We start from the raw sequence: 18,138 nt of genomic DNA, 5'->3' as shown, positions 1-18,138 counted from the left end.
GGCGCCAACGCTATCTCGCGCTGGTGTACAGCTTCTCCAGGTACGACGGCTGCCATTGCGGACCGCGGCTGTACAGGCGGCGTACCAGCCCGTTGACGTCGAGCCTCGGCTCGATCGGATTGTCCCACCAGTCGGGCACCTGGTCGTACCACCGGTCGATCCGCAGCGTCCGGCCGGCGGCGTCGATCCGGGCGAACAGCCAACCACCCTGCTCACTGCGCTGCTCGGTCAGCCACAGGTCGCCCAGCAGCCCGCTCAGCTTGTCCGCGGCGTACTCCGGGTCGTCCACCTCGGGCGGCTCGAGATCGAACCGGTACGACGGGGCGGCCGGGTCGAGCACCTGCACCTGAATCGTGAACCCCGACGGCACGATCGCCGTACGAGCCCGGCACCAGGCCCGCAACGCGAGCACCGCCTCCGACTCCTCCGGCCGAGGCCGAGGCCGCTCCGCCTCCGCCCGCATAGCCTCCTCGATAGACCCCGGCTCCGGCACAACCCGAGGCCCGTCCCCACCCACCAACCCCAACCCAGGAATCGACATCCGAGCCACCACCGAAGCCACATCCGCAGCCCCGGCCCCGTCGCTTCCCGCCCCACTAGTCCGCTCCGCCGGCCCCTGACCAGCCTCCCGCCCCTCAGCACCATCACCGCGGCCACCGTTCGCCTCGTGGACGCCGTTCGCACCGGCCGCGCCATTCACATCGTGGACGCCGTTCGCACCGGCCGCGCCATTCACTCCGGCCGCGCCATTCACCCCGGCCGCGCCGTTCGCGTTCGCGCCGTTCGCGCCATACGCCCGGTCCGCACCGTTGGTGCCATACGCCTGGTCCGCACGGTCAGCGTCGTACGCCCGGTCCGCGCCGTTCGTCCGCTCGGCTTCTAGACCCCAGGCAGCACGGTCACCCACCCAGGCCGCCGCTTCAGCTCCGGCCGCCACAGACGGATCGTCAAACCCGACCGCCTGTATCTCCCCGGTCGGCGCCTCGTCATCCACAACCGGCACAACCCCGGTCGGCCAGTCATCCTCGGGGTCGGCAAAGTCAGCCCGCCCGTCAACGGCGGCATCAGCTGCCGCGTTCGAACCAACCTCAGCCGAATCACCCCGAGCCGAATCCCATCCGCCCGCGACCCGAGCCACCTGCTCTTGCTCCTGGTCCGCGTCGGGCCACGCCGGGCCGGACTGCGCGTCCGAGGACGAGCCCGTGCCCGGGCCCACCGCAGAAGAACCGGTCAGGCGCTCGGGGCCGGAGTACTGCGCATCCCACGCCTGCGAGGCTTCACCAGCCGGGTGGTTCCCCGAGTCGGACTCCTGCGCGACCCACGGCTGCGTGTCTCCGGGCGCCGAATGGTTCTCCGCGTCGGAGTACTGCGCGGTCAACGACTGCGGATCTCCGGGCGCCGAGTGGTTCTCCGCGTCAGAGTGCTGCGCTGCCCACGGCTGAGGGTCCCTGGGGGCCGGGTGGTTCTGCGGGTTGGGGAACGGCTCCGGCCCGGGGTCCGGCTGCGGCTGGGGTTCTGGGTCCGGCAGCGGCTCGGGCGCAGGTTCAGGCTCCGGCTCGGGGAACGGCTCCGGCTGCGGCTCAGGTTGGGGCTGCGGCTCCGGATCGGGGAACGGATCAGGCAACGGCTCCGGCCCCGGGAACGGGTCCGGGTTAGGAGTCGGCTCGGGACCGGGGAACGGATCCGGGGTAGGCCGCGGCCCCGGGCCTGGGAAAGGCTCAGGCTGTGGACCCGGGCCGGGATACGGCTCCGGTGTGGGACCTGGAGTCGGCTCAGGGCTCGGACCCGGATAGGGCTCCGGACCGGGGCCCGGGTGCGGCGCCGGCTCGGGGTGGGGCGGGTTCGGCTCGGGCCACGGCGCGGGGTGAGGCTCTGGCTGCGGCCAGGGTTCCGGACGAGGCTGCGGTTGAGGCCAAGGCTGAGGGTCTACTTGAGCTTCAGCCTCACCCCACCGCCCCTCTCCACCAACACCTCGCGATTCGCCCTCAGACTCAGCCGCCCGAGACTCGACTCTTGGCTCGGCTGCCCGGAGTTCGGTGTCTGCCTCAGCCGCACGGCTCACAGCGTCGCGGCTTGGGGTCGGGCGGCCGTAGATCTCGTCCTCGTCGTCGTCCACCTGGAACGCGTCGTACTGCGCGCTCGGCCGGTCGAGGGCGGAGTCGCCTTGCGGCGAGTCGTCCTGAGCTTGCGCCGACTCCTGGGCGCGTGCCTCAACCGAGTCGGGCTTCAGTGCTTCAGCCGAGTCGTGCTCTTGGACGTCGGCCAAGCGGTGTGTGCGTGCCTCTGTGGATGCAGCAGGTACGTCGGGCGCCTGTGCGGCCGGCGGCTCTTCGACCACCGCGGGGATCTCGGCAGTCTGGTCATCCGCGTCGAGGTCGGCGGACACCTCGTCCGGAACGCGGTCGCCGGACAGGCGATCCGTGGCGCGGTCAGCCGCAGCACGGTCAGCGGCCACGCGGTCTGTCGCAGCGCGGTCGGCGGGCGCTCGGTCTGCCGCGGCAGGATCGGGCGTGGTGTGGTCGGTTGGGTGGGGCTCGGTGGGGTGAGGCTCAGTGGGGTGGGGCAGGGTGGACTGCAGCGGGGCGGCGGGGGTTGCGTCGTACGTCGGGGGGCGGGTGGGCGGCTCGGGGTGCGGCGTGGGGTCGGCGTACTGGTTGGTTGGTCGGGCGTCGTCTGAGTGTTCGTCTGCCAGCTGCTGGGGGGCGGTGGGGGTTACTGGGGCGAAGGGTGACGGGCCTGTGAAGGAGGCGAGGTCTTCTTCGTCCTCTTCCTCGGACGCGGGGGGTGGGTCGAGGACTGCGGCGATCTCGGCGGTGGGGGCGTCGTCGTCTTCCAGGTCGGGGGACGACGGGCCGTTGGCGGCCGGAGTGGGCGCGAAGGGTGAGTCGGGTGGCGCGGTGTCCTGGTCTGCGGCTGGGGCGAACGGGGAGTTCGCGGCCGCCGGAGGTGCGGTTGGCTTTTGGGCGGTGGGCTGGCCTGTTGCAGCGGGTTGAGAGAGCTGGAGCGGCTGTGCGGGTGCGCCGAAGTGAGCGGTCGCGCCGGGCGGAGTGAGGTCGCCGGGCCGGCCGGCGTCACCGGACCGGGCCGCGCCGCCGAGGTGGGCCGGCTGCTCGGGGTAGGCGGTCCCGCCCGGGTTGGCGCCGGAGCGTGGTGTTCCGCCGGGGTGCTGGTCGGAGTGGGCGGTTGCGCCGAGCTCACCAGGGTGGCCGGGGCCGGCGGGCGCGCCGGGGTGGCTGAGGCCGGTGGGCGCGCCGGGGTGCTCGGCGTAGGCGGCGCCACCCAGGTCAGCGCCGGGGTGGGCGGGACGCTCGGGGTGGGCGGGACTACCCGGGTCGGCGCCGGGGTGTTGTTCGGGGTGGAGGCCTGATTGGTCTGGGGTCGGCTGGCCTGGAGTGGGGTGGGCGACCGGCTGGCCGCCTGGTTGGCTGGGCTGGCCGCCTGGTTGGCTGGGGTGGGCGCCTGGTTGGCTGGGGTGGGCGCCCGGTTGATCGGGGGTGGCCTGGGGGGATGTGCGGTGGGTGGGTGGGTTTTCTACCCATTGGCCGTTGATCCAGGCGGGGCCGGTCCAGGCTGGGTTGTTTTCGGCGGTGTCGTCGGCGAAGGGGTTGTATTCGCTGGTGGGGTCCTGGTTGGACCAGGAGGGTTGTTCAGCGGTTTCCCAGTCTTGTTCGTCCGCGGTGGGGGCCGCGGCGGCGGGGGCGTCGGCGAAGAGGCTGTTGTAGAAGTCGTCGCCTTCGTACTGGCCGCCGCCTACGCGTGGGGGCTCGGCCGACGGGAGGGTCGGGTCGTACGTCGGTGTGGGCAGGCTGCCGCCCTGGGCGTCCTGGGGCAGGTAGGCGCCGGGGCCGGGAGCGGGCTCGTGCGGCTCGGGCTCGACGGCGGGAGTGGAGCCGGTGTCGTGTTTGCGGCGGCGGAGCCAGCCCTGCTTCTTCCCCGTCACCCCGTAGTCCCCGTGCCCGCCGGCCTCGTGGGCCGCGGCCACACCCGCTTCAGTTTCGTACGCGGCCGGACCCGCTGCACCCTCACGCCCTCGGGCCTCGTGGGCGACCGGCGCGGCAGATGCGTCGTACGGCTCGTACGGCGGGTTGTACGGCGGGTCGTCGATCGGCTGGCCGGTGAACGGGCTGATGCCGGGTGGGACGACGTACGACTCCTCGTCCTCGGGTGCGGACGAGGACGGCCGGCTGTCAGGACTTCCGATCACGACATCCTCAACGACCGACACCTCGGCTGTGTCAGGGTCGTCGGGGAAACTTGCCGGTACTGCAAAGTTTCGGGTGAAGTCCTCCGCCGCCACGAGCCCGGCCGCGATCTCGGGCTGCACCGGTGAGCGCGGATCGATCCGGAAGTGTGAGAAGAACGCCGCCAGCGCCTCGCCCGTGACACCCGAGCGGAGCGTGGTCCGGATCAGCTCGACGCCGTACTGGCGCAGCTCGTCCAGCCCGTCGAGGTAGTCGGCCCACTCCGCGACCCACTCGACCATCTCGTCGGCCGCAGCCTCGTCCGACGTGATCCAGCCACCGATGTGCTGGAACCCGTCGTCGGCCGGCTGCCACGGATCCCCCGGGTACGACGCGCGCGCCCACGTCCCGTTGAAGGCGCCGTACACGAACCCGAGCTCGCCCGACGCCTGCCGCTGCCGCACCTCGGGCTGACCGATCCAGTCCGGGGACCCGGCCAGTAGATCGGCGCCCGCGGTCGCGCTGTGCTGCGTGTGGAAGCCCCACAGCACCACGCGCCCGTCGCCGATCCGGGCCAGCCGCAGGACGGACGCAGTCTCGTCCTGGTGGTGGTATCCGTCGGCGTCCGCATACCACCGCCGGTCGAAGCCCGTGGCATGGGCGACCGCCGCGAGTGCGGTCCAGCGGGCCCGCAACTCCTCAGGGTCGTCCAGGTCAACGAGCGGCATCAGGTCTCCAGCGCATTGGAATCCAGGCCAGAACGCTACCCGAGCCCTCCCGAGGGCACCACTTCACTGTCCACAGGCTCGAGGATCGCCACGCACTCGATGTGGTGTGTCATCCCGAACAGATCGAAGGCCCGCAGCGACGCGATCCCGTATCCGAGCCGCCCGAACGTCTTCAGATCCCGCGCCAACGCCGCCGGATCGCACGCGACATACGCGACCCGCCGGGGGCCGAGCGCCGCAACCCGCCGTACGACGTCCTTCCCCGCGCCTGTCCGCGGTGGATCGAGGACGACCAGATCCACATGCTCCAGGCCCTGCCCGGCCGCCGCGTTCAGCACTCGGTCGACGTCGCCGTTCTCCAGCGTCACGTCCTCGAGGTCGTGCAGATTCCGCCGGGCGTTCCGGACCGCGTCCTTGTCCCCCTCGATCGCCAGCACCGCGCAACCGGCCTCCGCCAGGAACGCAGCGAACAGCCCGACACCGGAGTACAAATCCAGCGCGGTCTCCCCCGCCGCAGGCTCCAGACCGCTCAGTACGGCGTCCAGCAGCGTCTCCGGCGCCGCCGGGTGCACCTGCCAGAACCCACCGGCCTCCACCAGGAATCGCCGGTCGCGCACCACCTCGACGAGCCGCTCGCCCGCCTCGGTGTCGGTCTGTACCGCGGTCTTGCCCTCCGACGACACCACCGCCTGCACGGACGACACGCCCGGCCACCGCGAGGACAGTACGTCCGGAGTCCCCGGATGGGCGATCAGGCACCGGTCGATCGGCACCAGGTCGTGGGAGCGGTGCGCGTACATCCCGGGCCGCCCGTCCACGACGGCGTACCGCATCCGCGTCCGCCAGCCCAGACCGTCGTCGCCGGGCGACTCCATCACGATCGTCCGCTCGATCCCGCCGATCCGCCGTAGCGTGTCCGACACCACGGTCGCCTTCAGCCGCCGCTGCTCGACGATGTTCGCGTGCTGGAAGTCACAGCCGCCGCACAGTCCCGGACCGGCATACGGACACGGCGGCTCGATCCGCTGCGGGGACGGCGTCAGCACGGACACCACGTCCGCCCGCAGGTACTTCGCTGTCTGCTCCGTGATCCGGGCGTGCACCAACTCCCCCGGCAGCGCGTGCCGGACGAACACCACCTGTCCCTCGTGCCGGGCGACGCAGTGTCCCCCGTGCGCGACTGGCCCTACCTCCAGCTCGACTACCGCCCCAACCAGACTGTTCTCGTCTGTCACCGATCTCCTGACGCCTTGCGGGCCCCGCGCCGTACCTGGCCGGCGACCCGTTCCACCCGGTCCTGCCGCTCCTCGGCCCCCTGCGACGAGAGCAACTGATAAGGAACCGACGTAACCATGACACCAGGTGTGAACAAGAGCCGCCCCTTGAGCCGCAGTGCGCTCTGGTTGTGCAGGATGTGTTCCCACCAGTGCCCGACGACGTACTCCGGGATGTAGACCATCACCACGTCCCGCGGCGACTGCCGGCGGATGTCGCGGACGTACTGCAGGATCGGCCGGGTGATCTCGCGGTACGGCGAGGCCAGCCGCTTCAGCGGGATCGGGATGCCGCGCGCCTCCCAATCGGCCTGCAGCGCGTCCGACTCGTCCCGGTCGACGTCCACGGTGACGGCCTCGAGCGTGTACGGGCGGGCCGCCTTGGCGAACGCCAGTGCCCGCAGCGTCGGCCGGTGCAGCTTCGAGACCAGCACGATCGAGTGCACCCGGGACGGCAGCATCAGCGGCTCGTCGCCTTCGGCCGTCATCTGCTTGCGGACCGTCTCGTAGTGCCGGTGGATGCCCTTCATCAGCAGGAACAGCCCGCCCATGGCGAGGATCGCGATGTACGCGCCGTGGGTGAACTTGGTCAGCAGCACGATGATCAGCACCACCCCGGTCATCGTCAGGCCGATCGCGTTGATCACCCGCGAGCGCATCATCTGCCGCCGCTTGCCCGCGTCGGTCTCGGTCTTCAGGTGCCGGGTCCAGTGCCGGATCATGCCGAACTGGCTGAGCGTGAAGCTGACGAACACGCCGACGATGTAGAGCTGGATCAGCTTGGTGACCTGGGCGTCGAACGCGATGATCAGCCCGGCCGCGCACAGCGCCAGCAGGATGATGCCGTTGCTGTAGGCAAGCCGGTCGCCGCGGGTGTGCAGCTGACGCGGCAGGTAGCCGTCCCGGGCCAGGATCGAGCCGAGCACCGGGAACCCGTTGAACGCGGTGTTCGCGGCCAGCACCAGGATCAGCATCGTCGCGCCGATCACGACATAGAAGGCCGGCTGGAAGTTCGAGAACACCGAGTCGCCGATCTGGCCGATCACGGTCTTCTGGGTGTAGCTGTCGCCGACCGGCCGCCCGTTCTCGTACAGCTGCGTCGCGGGATCCTCGGCGTAGCGGAGTTTGATCTTGCTGGCCAGGAACAGGATGCTCATCAGCATCGTCACCGCGACCGTGCCGAGCAGCAGCAGCGTGGTCGCCGCGTTCTTGCTCTTGGGCTTGCGGAACGCCGGTACGCCGTTGCTGATCGCCTCGACACCGGTCAGCGCCGCACACCCGGACGAGAACGCCCGCGCCAGCAGGAAGACCGCGGCCAATCCGGTGAAGACCTCATGTCCGGACTCGGCGTGCACTTCGAAGTTCGCGCTCTCCGCCATCGGCAGGGTGCCGGCGCTCAGCCGGATCAGGCCCCAGATCGCCATCCCGATGATCGAGAACATGAAGATGTACGTCGGGACCGCGAACACCGCCCCGGACTCGCGGACGCCGCGCAGGTTCATCGCGGTCAGCAGCAGCACCAGACCGACCGCCAGCGGTACCTCGTGCCCCTCGAGGAACGGCAGCGCCGACTTCGCGTTCTGTACGCCGGACGAGATCGACACCGCCACCGTCAGCACGTAGTCGACCATCAGCGCGCTCGCCACGGTCAGCCCTGCCGTCGGCCCGATGTTGACCGTCGCGACCTCGTAGTCACCGCCGCCGGACGGGTAGGCGTGCACGTTCTGCCGGTACGACGCGACCACGACGAGCATCACGAACGCGACCAGCAGACCGATCTTCCAGGAGTAGCTGTACGCCGCCAGTCCGGCGATCGACAGCGTCAGGAAGACCTCGTCGGGGGCGTACGCGACCGACGACAGCGCGTCGCTCGCAAACACCGGGAGGGCGATGCGCTTCGGCAACAGGGTCTCACCCAGTTGCGTGCTGCGCAGTTTGCGACCGAGCAGCAGCCGTTTGCCGAGGTCACCTAGAGCGGGAGTCACACCGGTGATGTTAGAGGGCCCCCAGTTCCGGTGTAGCGTCTATCCCTGCCGAACCGAGCCAGCGGGCCCCAGGTGGGGGCAAGGAGTGATCACTCAGTGCACGTCGTCATCATGGGCTGCGGCCGCGTCGGGTCGATGCTCGCGCGTGGCCTGGAGAGACGCGGCCATACGGTCGCGATCATCGATCAGACCGCCGACGCCTTCCGGCGGCTCAGCCCGAACTTCACCGGCCGGACCATCGTCGGGATGGGCTTCGACCGCGAGGTGCTGATCGAGGCCGGGATCGAGGACGCCGAGGCGTTCGCGGCGGTCTCGAACGGCGACAACTCGAACATCCTGGCCGCCCGGGTGGCGCGCGAGACGTTCGGCATCTCCAACGTGGTGGCCCGGATCTACGACCCCGGACGCGCCGAGGTGTACCAGCGGCTCGGCATCCCCACGGTCGGCACGGTCCGCTGGACGGTCGACCAGATGATGCGCCGACTGCTGCCCGAGGGCTCCGAGCCGGAGTGGCGGGACCCTTCCGGCACGATCCGGCTGGCCGAGGTACACGTGCACGCGGAGTGGATCGGCCGGCTCGCGTTCGACATCGAGAAGGCCACCGGCGCGCGGGTCGCGTTCCTGACCCGGCTCGGCGAGGGGATGCTGCCCCGGCCCGACACGGTCATCCAGGAGGGTGATCTGGTCCACGTCGTGATGCCGGAGCGGGACGCCGCAGCGATCGAGTCCCAGCTCGGCGCGAAGCCTGAGGAGCTGTGATGCGGGTAGCCATCGCCGGTGCAGGGAACGTCGGACGTTCGATCGCCGCCGAGCTGCTGGAGAACGGCCACGAGGTACTGCTGATCGACAAGGACCCGCGGGCGATCAAGGCCGAGTCGGTGCCGCGCGCCGAGTGGCTGCTGGCCGATGCGTGCGAGCTGTCCTCGCTGGAGGAGGCGGCGTTGCAGCGCTGCCAGGTGGCGATCGCGAGCACCGGTGACGACAAGGTCAACCTGGTCGTCTCACTGCTCGCGAAGACCGAGTTCGGCGTACCGCGAACCGTTGCCCGGGTCAACCATCCGCGCAACGAGTGGATGTTCAACGAGGCCTGGGGCGTGGACGTCTCGGTGTCGACGCCGCGGATCATGTCGGCGCTGGTCGAGGAGGCGGTCTCGGTCGGCGACCTGGTCCGCCTGTTCACCTTCCGCCAGGGCGACGCGAACCTGGTCGAGCTCACCCTCCCCGAAGACTCCCCCATGATCGGCCAACGCGTCGGCGACATCGACTGGCCGCTCGACACAGCCCTGGTCGTCATCCTCCGCGAGGGCCGAGTACTACGCCCCGACCCCGAGGGCACCCTCGAGCTGAACGACGAACTGTTGTTCGTAGCAGCCGACGAGACCGAAGAGCAGCTGGAAGACATGCTGTCCCCCCACCACCGCAAGGCGGAGTAGCACGGGGCCGGTCCGCCGGGGCACCCGCAAGCATGCACGACAGATGAGGCCCAGCCGGGTTGTAACCACCGGCTGGGCCTCCTGCGTTGCTGTCGCGTCTTACGTACCTACTTCTTGTTGCCTCGGAGTAGGTGGGTGATGTGGTCTCGGGCCTCGTCCCACTTTTCGGCGGGGAGCGAGCCGCGGAGTACGGCGTACGCGACCCAGATCGCCAGTGCGTAGAACGGCAGGCCGAGCCCGATCTTCGCGATGCCGAGGGCGTTCAGGGAGCCGGTGAAGTAGAGCGGGACCTGGACGATCAGCCGGACCGCGAACAGGCCGACGAAGACGAGCGTCGCCCGGGAGAAGCCCTTCAGCATGGCTGGGTCGCGGCGCCACGCGGTGCCGGTCTGCGTGATCACGCCGTACAGAACCCCGAAGAGAGGCCAGCGGACCAGCACCGTGATCAGATACAGCGCGCCGTACCCGAGGTTGGTCAGCAGACCGGGGACGTAGAAGTCCTTCGCGTTCCCGGTCCGATTGGCGACCCACGCCGAGATCAGTACGCCGATGAAGCCACCGACGATGTTGCGCAACTGCTGCCGGCGGACCAGACGCACGACCGCGAGCACCGCCGCGATCCCTACCGCGATGATCAGCGACAGCTGCAGCTTGTGGTCGGTGACCGCATACGCGACCAGGAACGCGATCCACGGCAGCCCGATATCGAGCAGCGCACCCCAACCACCGAGCGCCTGGAAGAAGTCCTTGTCCGTGGACCGGGCCGGCTTGGCTGGTTCGTCGGACGCCGGCTCGGTGGCCGCGGCTTCGAGTTCGGGTTTCAGGATCTCGACCAGCTTCTCGTTGAGGTCCTCGTCGAGCTGGTCGCGGCGCGATGTCGGCTCAGCCATGAGCTGCCTGGGGCCGCAGCTGGTAGCGCGGGTTGAACATCACCCGGTCGCCGTCGACGACGCCGATCCGGCCGGACGCGATCAGTTCCGATCCGGCGTGGATGCCACCGATCTTGCGCCGGCCGAGCCAGATCAGCTTGACCGTGCCTGTGCCGTCGTACAACTCACCCTCCAGTGCCGGTACGCCGCCGCGCGGGCTGAACGTGATCGTGCGCAACGTGCCGTACAGCGTGACGAGTTCCCGGTCGTGACAGCCGGTGATGGAACGCGCGCCACAGTCCTGCGCGAAGTCCTGGAGGACCTCCGCGTCCTGCTGATCGCGGTCCCCGGCCAAGCCGCGGAAGGCACGCTTCCACAGCCCCGCGGGTTTGCTGCTACCCATGATGTCGAGTGTAGTCCGCTCACGCCTCTTCGGTCGGGCTCGGCTGGGCACCCGGCGGCATCCGCAGCGGCAGCGACTCCCGCACCGCCATCGGCTCGTCACCGCGAACCACGACCGTGTTGCGCAGCGTCTCCTCCATCGGCAGCGCCGCATCCGGCTCGACCGCCGCGCGACCGAGCACGGTCGCGCGGAGCAGCCAGCGCGGACCGTCCACGCCGATGACGCGGGACGTCTGGCTGAAGATCTGCCCCTCCGGGTCCTCGACCGGTACGACGAGAACCAGTTCGGTGCCGAACTGCCCGTCGTGCTCGGTCGCCGTACCGCCCATCCGGCTGGCCTCGGCGGCGATCTCCTGCCGGACCTCGTCCCAGATGCCGCTCGACCGCGGCGCCGCGAAGGCACGCAGCTCCAGCGCGGAGTCCTCGAGCATCAGCAGCACCGCCTGGACCACGCCGCTCTGCTCGTCCACCTGAAGGCCCAGCTCCATCCCGGGCATGCCGTTGACCACCAGCGCGCCCAGGTCGATCCGGTCCTCCGCTTCCAGCACGTCGGCGTCGACCTCGGTCGAGTCGAACGGACCCTCGGAGCGCACGTCCACCGGACCGGACTCGTCGGTCACGGCGTCGGTGTCGTTCGTCTCGGGATCGTTCTTGCCCTTGCGGCGGAAGATCACAGCTCTTTGCCTACTTCCTTGGTGTTTGGTACGGCCGCCGTAGTCTCGCGCATCCGTCAGGTCAACGGATGCACCTGCTCAGCGTGTCACATCGCCGAAGCCGCCGGTCGACCCGTGCCCCTGGTCACCGCGCGCGGAACCGGGCAGCGACGTCACCTCGACGAACCGGGCCTTCTCCACCTGCTGGATGACGAGCTGGGCGATCCGGTCGCCGCGGCGCACGGTCACCTCGGCGTGCGGGTCGAGGTTGATCAGGCAGACCTTGATCTCGCCGCGGTAGCCGGCATCGACGGTGCCGGGCGCGTTGACGATCGAGACGCCGTGCTTGGCCGCGAGCCCGGATCGCGGATGGACGAACGCGGCGTACCCGTCCTGCAGGGCGATCGCGATGCCGGTGCCGACCAGACCGCGCTCCCCCGGCTTCAGGGTGAGGTCGGCCGCTGCCACCAGGTCCGCGCCGGCGTCGCCGGGATGTGCGTACGACGGCAGCGGGAGTTCGGGGTCGATGCGCTGGATGAGTACCTCGGTCACGAGAGGCGACCCTATCGAGCGCGCCGGGACGGGTTCGTGCCAGGCTGGGTCCGTGGGTAGCTATCGCGAGAGTCTGCGCGTGCCGGTGTCGTGGTGGATCATCGCCACCGCCGCTGTGATCACGCTGTTCGTCATCACCGCGGTGCCGGCCGGGCTGATCGCCGGCTCGATCGTCGGCGGGCTGGCGGCGGTGCTGCTGGTGGCGCTGTTCGTCCGGTACGGCGGTGCGCGGGTCGAGGTCGACGACGTACGGTTCCGGGCCGGGCGGGCCGAGATCGACCGGTCGTACCTGGGCTCGGTCGAGGCGCTGACCGGTGAGGACGCGCGCCGGGCGTTCGGGCGGGACTGCGATCCGAAGGCCTATCTGGTACTGCGCAGCTACCTGCCGGGCGCCGTACGGGTCCAGATCACCGACCCGGGCGACCCCGCGCCGTACTGGCTGATCGCCACGCGGCACCCGGATCGGTTGGCTGCCGCGCTGAGCGGGCACAGCGTGGGAAGATCCTGACTGTCAGCAGTCGCGTTAGGAGTGTGTGCAGTGGTCGGAGCGAAGATCGGCTGGAAGCTGGTGCAGGCCGCCTTCACGATCGTGGTCGGCCTGGCCGCGAGCAAAGCGGTCACGACGGCCTGGAAGCTCGGGTCCGGCGGGAAGCCGCCGAAGGACGGCCAGGGCGAGTACGTGGAGGTCATGACCTGGGCGGCTGCGAGCGCTGCCGCGGCCGCGGCCGCGAAGCTGTTCGCGGAGCGCCGGGCGGCTGCCTACTACTTGCGGTCGACCGGGCACGCCCCGCCCGGCTACGTCCAGGACGCCCGGGCCCGCTTGGTCCGCGGCACCGACACCGGACTGGTGAAGAAGAAAGACTGACCGGGTGGTCAGACAACAGCGGGACCGTTTCCAGGGGTCTGGAAACGGTCCCGCTGCAGTTACTACGAAGAAGGGCGCTGGTGTCAGGCTGCGCAGTCGCGGCAGATCAGCTGCCCGTTCTTCGTCTCGGCGAGCTGGCTGCGGTGGTGAACCAGGAAGCAGCTCGAACAGGTGAACTCGTCGGCCTGGCGCGGGAGGACCCGGACCGCCAGCTCCTCGTGACTCAGGTCCGCGCCGGGCAGCTCGAAGCTCTCCGCGGCCTCGGCCTCGTCCTCGTCGACCTTGCCGGAGTTCTTGTCGTGACGGCGAGTCTTGAGCTCCTCGATCGACTCTTCGGAAGCGTCCTCGTCCGTCTTGCGCGGGGCGTCGTAATCAGTCGCCATGGTGTTTCCCTGCCCTCTTCGTACCCGTGGTGTTGCCTGCTGAGCCCTTGAACGGGTAGAGCGGCCGAGAAATTCCGCGTCGGCGCACCGCGCTGAATCTTCGTCCCCCGAAACCCTTGACAGCCAGGCCGGGATCGGCAATCACCTCTCCCGAGGACGGGATTGTGCCCTATAAACCGCCGCAATGCACGGCTGGGTCCATGCTGTGGCCCGCGTGTCGCCACAAATGTCAGGACCGAACACCAAAATGCTCATTAGTGCGCGATACTGCGCAGAAACGAGCACTCACCGACGTCTAGGCGCGCAGCGGGTTCGCGGCGGCCAGCAGGTCGTGGATCGGCGCGAACAGCGCCGGACTCGCCGCGATCGACATCTCCGGTGACACCGGCGCACCGTTGAGCCCGCCGACCGTCGCCCCGGCCTCGGACGCGATCAGTGCACCCGCACCGTAGTCCCACGGATTCAGTCCGCGTTCGAACACCGCGTCCAGCCGGCCGCAGGCGACGTAGCAGAGGTCGATCGCGCCGACCCCGATCCGGCGGATGTCGCGGACCTTGGTGATCAGGTGCTGGATCACCTCCGCCTGCACCTGCCGGCGCGCCGGGTCGTACCCGAAGCCGGTCCCGACCAGGGCCTGGCTCAGCTCGGTCGCGCCCGACACCTGGATCGCCTTGCCGTCCGCGAACGCGCCACCGCCCTTGGTCGCGGTGAACACCTCGCCCTTCGGCGCGTCCACCACCACGCCGGCGACCGTCTCCCCGTCGTACTCGACGGCGATCGAGACGGCGTACGTCGGGATGTCGTACAGGTAGTTGACCGTGCCGTCGATCGGGTCGACCACCCAGCGGACGCCGCTGGTGCCGACCACGTCGTCGCCCTCCTCACCGAGGAACGAGTCGTCCGGGCGCGCCCGCAGCACGCGGGCCCGGATCAGCTCCTCGGACTCCCGGTCGACCGCGGTGACGACGTCGGTGATCGTGCTCTTGGTGTCGGCGACGGTGATCGTGCCGCGGCGGCGTTCGACGATCAGTCCGGCTGCCTCCTCCGCCACCTCCACGGCGAGCTTGAGCAGATCCTGCGGGCTTACCGAGGAGGTCATACAGATTCCTTCTGAGGAGTGGGTCGGCGAAGCGGTGGGCAGCAGTCGTGACGGCAGTCGTCCCAGGCCGGGCCGAGCTTGCCGACGCAAGGCCGAACCGGCTGCTCGCCGCGCTCGGCAGCGGCCCGTTCGACGACCAGGTCGCGGAGCATCGTGACGAACTTCGGATCGGTCCCCGGGGTCGCGGCCCGCGCCATCGGCAGGCCGAGCTTCTCGGCCGTCTTCGCGGCCTCGGTGTCGAGGTCGTAGATGACCTCCATGTGGTCGCTCACGAACCCGATCGGGACCACCGCCACGCCCGGCGCACCCTCGGCGGCCAGCACCTCGAGGTGGTCGTTGACGTCCGGCTCGAGCCACGGCACCTGCGGCGGCCCGGACCGCGAGCAGTAGACGAGGTCGGTACGCCGAACCTGGGCGGTCCGCCGCTCCAGCTCGGCCGTGATCTCGGCGGCGACGTCCGAGTGCCAGTCGACGTACCCGTTGCCGTCAGGACCGCTGGTCGCGTTCATCGCGGTCGGGATCGAGTGCGTCACGTAGGCGATCGCGCTGCCCTCGGGCAGCCGGCTCAGCGCCTCGGCGGTCGACTCGACGAACGACCCGACGAAGCCGGGGTGGTTCGCGTAGTGCCGGAGCTTGTCGATCCGGGGCGCGTCGGGAATTTCGCGCGCGGCGTCCTCGAGGTTTTCCCGGTACTGGCGGCAGCCGGAGTACGACGGGTAGGCGGACGTGACGATCACCACGGCACGGCGTACGCCGTCGGCGGCCATCTCGCGCATCGTGTCGGTCAAGTACGGCGCCCAGTTGCGGTTGCCCCAGTAGATCGGGAGGTCCAAGCCGATCTCGTCGAACGACTCGCGCAACGCCTTCAGCAGCTCGCGGTTCTGGTCGTTGATCGGGCTCTTGCCGCCGAACGCGTAGTAGTGTTCCCCGACCTCCTTGAGCCGCTCGTCCGGGATGCCCCGGCCCCGGGTCACGTTCTGGAGGAACGGCAGGACGTCTTCAGGCTTCTCGGGGCCTCCGAAGGAGAGCAGCAGGACAGCGTCGTACGGGGGTGCAGCTGGCGACATATTCCAAGCTTCTCAGACCGGTGAAGGTTAAGGTGTTGCCGGTCTCTCATGCTCAAGCCTTATGCACACCTCATGCGCCGTCCCGGTGCCGGCGCTTTCTTCGCCGCCGGGATCCTCGGGCGTATGCCGATCTCGATGATCGGGCTCGGCATCGTGATCCTGATCGCCCGCGAGAGCGGTTCGTACGGCCTGGCCGGCGCGGTCTCCGGTGTGGCGGTCATCGCGGGTGCACTGACCGGACCGGTTCAGGGCCGGCTGGTCGACCGCTTCGGGCAGCGGACGCTCCTGCTGGTCGGTTCCGTGCTCTGCACGATCGCACTGGGCGGTCTACTCGTCGCAGTACGTGCCGGCTCGGCGACCTGGGTTCTGTACGCGTTGTCGTTCGTTGCCGGTGGCACCCGTCCGCAGGTCGGCTCGTTCGTCCGCGCTCGCTGGACTCATCTGCTCGGACGGGGACGTGCGCTGCAGACCGCCTTCGCTCTGGAGGCGGTCGGCGACGAGGTGGTCTTTATCGTCGGTCCGGTCCTCGTCACCACGCTGGCGACACAGTGGAGTCCGTACGCCGCTCTGACCGCCGCCGGCGTACTGGGACTGGCCGGTGGCATCTGGCTCGCGCTCCTGCGCGCCTCCGACCCACCCGGGCGCGGCAAGTCGAACGGGGCCGAGCAGGCACACATGCCGTGGCTGTCGATCACTCTGGTGAGTCTGATCGGTCTGGGGCTCGGTGCGACGCTCGGTGGCGCAGAGGTCATCACAGTGGCTTTTACGACCGAGAAGGGACAGGCGGGCCTGTCTGGCGTCGTACTGGCCGTCTGGGCGTTCGGGAGCCTGCTGGCTGGACTCTGGTACGGCTCGGTGCACTGGCGTGCTCCGGTCGAGCGACGGCTGCTGATCGGCACGATCGCGCTCGCTGTCACGCTGGCCCCGCTCCCCTGGGTCAACAGCGTGCTGATGCTCGGTGTGGTGCTCTTCTGCTGCGGTATGACGATCGCGCCGACGATGGTCGCGGTCACCGCCTGCGTCGAGGAGTGGGTGCCGCCGGAGCGGTTGACCGAGGCGATCACCTGGACCGTCACCGGCATCCTGCTCGGCGTTGCACCGGGCAACGCGGCCGCCGGGCACGCGGTCGACGTCTGGGGCCCGTCGAACGCCTATTGGGTCCCGTTCGGCGTGGGCATCGCGTGTGCGATCGTCGCCGCCGTCTCGATCACGTTCGCACGCCCGAAGGAGCGGTTCGCCCACAACTAGGCTTGTATCTCCGGTAAGGGGAGATGTGAGGGTGTTGGGCATGGACCACTCGATCGGCGCGGTGGCGGGGCTTGCCGGCGTGTCGGTGAAGACCGTGCGGCACTACTCCGACCTCGGACTGCTGGCGTCACGTCGTACATCAGCCGGTCATCGGCGGTACGACGAGAGCGCGGTCGCGCGGCTGGAGCTGATTCGCACGCTGCGCGCGCTGGGGCTCGATCTGGAGACGGTGCGGGCGGTGCTGGAGCGGGAGCGGACGCTGGCCGACGTACTCGCGGCGCATGCCGACGCACTCGCCGTACAGATCCGGACGCTGCAGGCGCAGTACGCCGTCGTATCGGTGGTCGCTCATCGTCACTCGACTCCCGAGGAGCTCACCGACATGACTGCCCAGTTCGAACAAGCACGGCAGGCGTTGATCGCCGACTTCCTGACCAGCACACTCGGCGACGACCCCGCTCTCGCCGCGGCTCGTCAGAACCTCACGCCCGTGCTCGCTCCGGATGCTCGGCCCGAGCAGGTCGACGCGTGGCTCGAGTTGGCCGCGCTGGTCTCCTCTGAAGACTTCCGTGCCGCGGTACGACGTCTCGCAGCCGGCTTCCAGGTCCTTGCCGGGGACAACCCGCTGCGAGCCGATCCGGAACTGCGCCGGCAGCTGATCGACCTGCGTCGTACCGCCGATCCGCGCTGGCATCGGTACGTCGAACTGGTTGCCGTGGTCAACGGTTGGGCGCCGCCGTCACGGGTTGCGGGGTAGCGGCGCGTTCCAGCCGCGGCGGATCGCGATCAGGCGGATCGTGAAGCAGGTGGCCGCCGCGGCGATCGGGACCCAGAGCGCGTGGTACTCGAGCGCTGCCGCGATGACCACGATGCCGGCGCCGAGGAGCGCCGGGGTGGCATAGATCTCGGAGCGGAGTACGACCGGGACGCGGCCGCTGAGGACGTCGCGGAGTACGCCGCCGCCGATGCCGGACAGTGTGCCCAGCAGCGCGGCCGAGATCGGGGAGAGGCCGAACTCGATCGCCTTCAGCGCACCGGTCACGCAGAACAGCGCCAGGCCGGCCGCGTCGAAGATGTTCACCAGCCGCTCGACCCGGCCGATGCCCGGGTGCAGGAAGAACGTCAGGAGGCCGGCCACGACCGGGACGACCAGATACCGCCAGTCCCGGAGCGCGGCCGGCGGGGTCTCGCCGATCAGCACGTCCCGGATGAACCCACCACCGAGCCCGGTCACCAGCGCGAGCACCTGGATCCCGAAAACGTCCAGCTTCTTCCGTACGCCGACCAACGCCCCGGTGATCCCGAAGACAAAGATCCCCACCAGATCGAGAACTTGCAGCACCATGCGCCCGACGCTAAACCACAGGCGCCGTACCTCCACCGCATCTATCGTTCTTGG

Annotated in this window: 17 protein-coding genes; 6 read left to right on the top strand and 11 right to left on the bottom strand. The window is 69.8% G+C overall.

All coding sequences use genetic code 11. The features are described from left to right. Positions 1-10 precede the first annotated feature (10 nt). The 3 genes from OHA10_RS28385 to OHA10_RS28375 are packed head-to-tail and all read right to left on the bottom strand — an operon-like array spanning position 11 to position 8,168. Complete coding sequence (locus OHA10_RS28385) at positions 11-4,909, bottom strand: hypothetical protein (protein ID WP_371401806.1); 4,899 nt, start codon at positions 4,907-4,909, stop codon at positions 11-13. Positions 4,910-4,944: 35 nt separating this feature from the next. Then, positions 4,945-6,144, bottom strand: a complete 1,200-nt coding sequence (locus OHA10_RS28380) for a class I SAM-dependent RNA methyltransferase (RefSeq protein WP_371401805.1) — start codon at positions 6,142-6,144, stop codon at positions 4,945-4,947. Beyond that, a complete protein-coding gene (locus tag OHA10_RS28375; RefSeq protein ID WP_371401804.1) occupies positions 6,141-8,168 on the bottom strand; it encodes an APC family permease in 2,028 nt (675 codons plus the stop codon). The genes OHA10_RS28380 and OHA10_RS28375 overlap by 4 nt, the downstream gene beginning before the upstream one ends. Positions 8,169-8,264: 96 nt before the next feature. Here OHA10_RS28375 and OHA10_RS28370 point away from each other — a divergent pair, with 96 nt between their 5' ends. Beyond that, a complete protein-coding gene (locus OHA10_RS28370; RefSeq protein WP_371401803.1) occupies positions 8,265-8,927 on the top strand; it encodes a TrkA family potassium uptake protein in 663 nt (220 codons plus the stop codon). Continuing rightward, the gene (locus OHA10_RS28365) at positions 8,927-9,601 is read left to right on the top strand and encodes a TrkA family potassium uptake protein (RefSeq protein ID WP_328521422.1); all 675 of its coding nucleotides are present in this window, start codon (positions 8,927-8,929) and stop codon (positions 9,599-9,601) included. The genes OHA10_RS28370 and OHA10_RS28365 overlap by 1 nt, the downstream gene beginning before the upstream one ends. A gap of 107 nt (positions 9,602-9,708) precedes the next feature. Here OHA10_RS28365 and OHA10_RS28360 read toward each other — a convergent pair whose 3' ends face one another. The 4 genes from OHA10_RS28360 to dut all read right to left on the bottom strand — a co-directional run bounded on the left by OHA10_RS28360 (position 9,709) and on the right by dut (position 12,077). After that, positions 9,709-10,491 (bottom strand): DUF3159 domain-containing protein, encoded by a 783-nt coding sequence (locus tag OHA10_RS28360; RefSeq protein WP_371401802.1) that lies wholly within the window; start codon positions 10,489-10,491, stop codon positions 9,709-9,711. Next, positions 10,484-10,873: an OB-fold nucleic acid binding domain-containing protein gene (locus OHA10_RS28355; RefSeq protein ID WP_371401801.1), complete on the bottom strand. Its 390-nt coding sequence runs from the start codon at positions 10,871-10,873 to the stop codon at positions 10,484-10,486. The genes OHA10_RS28360 and OHA10_RS28355 overlap by 8 nt, the downstream gene beginning before the upstream one ends. Before the next feature lie 19 nt (positions 10,874-10,892). Next, positions 10,893-11,546 (bottom strand): DUF3710 domain-containing protein, encoded by a 654-nt coding sequence (locus OHA10_RS28350; RefSeq protein ID WP_371401800.1) that lies wholly within the window; start codon positions 11,544-11,546, stop codon positions 10,893-10,895. A 78-nt stretch (positions 11,547-11,624) separates the two neighbouring features. Further along, on the bottom strand, positions 11,625-12,077 hold the full coding sequence (gene dut, locus OHA10_RS28345; RefSeq protein ID WP_371401799.1) for a dUTP diphosphatase: 453 nt from the start codon (positions 12,075-12,077) through the stop codon (positions 11,625-11,627). A gap of 52 nt (positions 12,078-12,129) precedes the next feature. Between dut and OHA10_RS28340 the strand changes: the two genes are divergently transcribed. Next, positions 12,130-12,585, top strand: coding sequence for a DUF3093 domain-containing protein (locus OHA10_RS28340; RefSeq protein WP_371401798.1), 456 nt, complete (start codon positions 12,130-12,132; stop codon positions 12,583-12,585). Positions 12,586-12,615: 30 nt separating this feature from the next. Beyond that, entirely contained in the window at positions 12,616-12,942 is a 327-nt protein-coding gene (locus tag OHA10_RS28335) for a DUF4235 domain-containing protein (RefSeq protein ID WP_137254812.1), read from the top strand. 83 nt (positions 12,943-13,025) lie between these two features. Here the strand turns inward: OHA10_RS28335 and OHA10_RS28330 are convergent, their stop codons facing one another. The 3 genes from OHA10_RS28330 to OHA10_RS28320 all read right to left on the bottom strand — a co-directional run bounded on the left by OHA10_RS28330 (position 13,026) and on the right by OHA10_RS28320 (position 15,491). Continuing rightward, positions 13,026-13,325 (bottom strand): DUF4193 domain-containing protein, encoded by a 300-nt coding sequence (locus tag OHA10_RS28330; RefSeq protein ID WP_130379292.1) that lies wholly within the window; start codon positions 13,323-13,325, stop codon positions 13,026-13,028. Positions 13,326-13,620: 295 nt separating this feature from the next. Next, entirely contained in the window at positions 13,621-14,424 is an 804-nt protein-coding gene (locus OHA10_RS28325) for an inositol monophosphatase family protein (protein WP_371401797.1), read from the bottom strand. Further along, positions 14,421-15,491, bottom strand: coding sequence for a ferrochelatase (locus OHA10_RS28320; RefSeq protein WP_371401796.1), 1,071 nt, complete (start codon positions 15,489-15,491; stop codon positions 14,421-14,423). Before OHA10_RS28320 ends, OHA10_RS28325 begins: the two co-directional genes overlap by 4 nt. A 72-nt stretch (positions 15,492-15,563) precedes the next feature. Between OHA10_RS28320 and OHA10_RS28315 the strand changes: the two genes are divergently transcribed. Beyond that, positions 15,564-16,739: an MFS transporter gene (locus OHA10_RS28315; protein ID WP_371401795.1), complete on the top strand. Its 1,176-nt coding sequence runs from the start codon at positions 15,564-15,566 to the stop codon at positions 16,737-16,739. 40 nt (positions 16,740-16,779) lie between these two features. After that, positions 16,780-17,496: a MerR family transcriptional regulator gene (locus OHA10_RS28310; protein WP_371401794.1), complete on the top strand. Its 717-nt coding sequence runs from the start codon at positions 16,780-16,782 to the stop codon at positions 17,494-17,496. On the opposite strand, the gene OHA10_RS28305 is transcribed toward OHA10_RS28310, so the two are convergent. Next, positions 17,479-18,084, bottom strand: a complete 606-nt coding sequence (locus tag OHA10_RS28305; RefSeq protein ID WP_371401793.1) for a trimeric intracellular cation channel family protein — start codon at positions 18,082-18,084, stop codon at positions 17,479-17,481. The two genes, OHA10_RS28310 and OHA10_RS28305, sit on opposite strands and share 18 nt — an antisense overlap. Positions 18,085-18,138: the final 54 nt, after the last annotated feature.

The organism is Kribbella sp. NBC_00662 (assembly GCF_041430295.1).
Lineage (GTDB): Bacteria > Actinomycetota > Actinomycetes > Propionibacteriales > Kribbellaceae > Kribbella.
The sequence above is the reverse complement of the archived record's forward strand: the minus strand, read 5'-3'. Positions and strand labels throughout refer to the sequence as shown.